Annotated in this window: 1 protein-coding gene and 1 pseudogene; both read right to left on the bottom strand. The window is 25.4% G+C overall.

Features of this window, described 5'->3' with window-relative positions; translation table 11 throughout:
• A pseudogene (locus BN1173_RS01275) lies at window positions 1–502 on the bottom strand (DedA family protein); the annotation flags it as partial.
• Window positions 503–512: 10 nt separating this feature from the next.
• The gene (pcsA, locus tag BN1173_RS01270) at window positions 513–1,217 is read right to left on the bottom strand and encodes a phosphatidylcholine synthase (RefSeq protein ID WP_040236092.1); all 705 of its coding nucleotides are present in this window, start codon (window positions 1,215–1,217) and stop codon (window positions 513–515) included.
• Window positions 1,218–1,422: the final 205 nt, after the last annotated feature.

Genomic DNA, 1,422 nt, shown 5'->3' with positions numbered 1-1,422 from the left:
TTTTAGGGAATATTGTATTAAATGATTCTCCTATTTTAAAACTTAATGTGAAGTAGGTAGTAATTGATATCATTGCTGCAAAAAGGTCAATTATAAAAAAGTTACTACTATGCATGTTGCCCATTCCTGCAGATATAAATATTGCATTTCTAAATCCAAAAGGAATAAATCTGCCAAATAGTAAAGTCAAGCTTCCATAGTGTTTATAGTAGTAATTTATTTTGTCTAGTAAGTTATTTGTTTTTGTTTTTTGCTTAAGGAATTTATTAGCTAAGAATCTACCTATATAAAATGAAATTATATCTCCAATATAAGCTCCCCAAAAAATTCCTAGAAATATTAATATTGTATATTCGTTTTTACGACTAGCAAGTATGCCACCCATTATTACTATTGCATCTTCAGAAATTGGGATGTTAAGGCCTGCAAGAATTAGTAATCCAAAAAATACAATTGGTGCATAAGCAATATTTAGATCTATAAATTCTAATATTATATACATAAATGACTCATTATTTTTGTTTTGTTTTACAAGTTAAATATATGCTTGCTAAGATGAGATATAAACAGTAAATAATTATCAATGTTTTGCCTATTGTTAAATATATATCTGGTAATTTGATGAATATTATGAGTATTACTAATAAGGAAGTTATTATTGTTATAGGAAGCGTTATATATTTTAGTTCTTTTGTTTTTGATGGATAAATGAATTTAATTGGTGCAAAACTAAATGCAATACACGATAATATTATGATAAGGTTTGTGTTTTTGTTCATTTCAAATATTACATTGAAAATTATTAGAAAATTCCATAATGATGGAAAACCTTTAAAATAATTATCACTTGTTTTTGCATCTAATTGTGAAAATTGATATGCTGATGCAAGTAAGATTCCAATACATATTATTATTTTATATTGCTCTTGTATAAAATTACTATAATAAAAGAATATTGTGGGAATGAATGTATAGTTTATATAATCTACTATGTTGTCAAGGAGTTCTCCATTAATTGTTGGTATTACTTCTTTGATTTTTAACTTTCTTGCAAGTGTTCCATCAATTCCATCAATTAAAAGTCCCAAAATCGTAAGTTTTATCAAGAGATTGTAATCTGTGTTTATTATGGCAATTATTGAATAAAAACCAACTATTAATCCAGAAGCCGTTAAAATATGTACTAACCAAGCTAAAATAAGATTTATTTTTATCAAAGCTTACTCCTTTACTAAAATAATTTTTTTACATTATCAAGATGTTCTTTAAATATGTTAATTGTATTTTGTATTGTTGATTTTAGGTTTAAGTCAACACCGGTAACTTTTAAAGAATCTAGGGGATATTTTGAGCCTCCTGTTTTTAAAAAGTCGGTGTTTTTCTTCAGTTGCTTGTTTTTTATTATTTTTTAGCTTTTCTCTT

The sequence above is a fragment of the Borrelia crocidurae genome (assembly GCF_000825665.2).
Classification (GTDB): domain Bacteria; phylum Spirochaetota; class Spirochaetia; order Borreliales; family Borreliaceae; genus Borrelia; species Borrelia duttonii.
The sequence above is the reverse complement of the archived record's forward strand: the minus strand, read 5'-3'. Positions and strand labels throughout refer to the sequence as shown.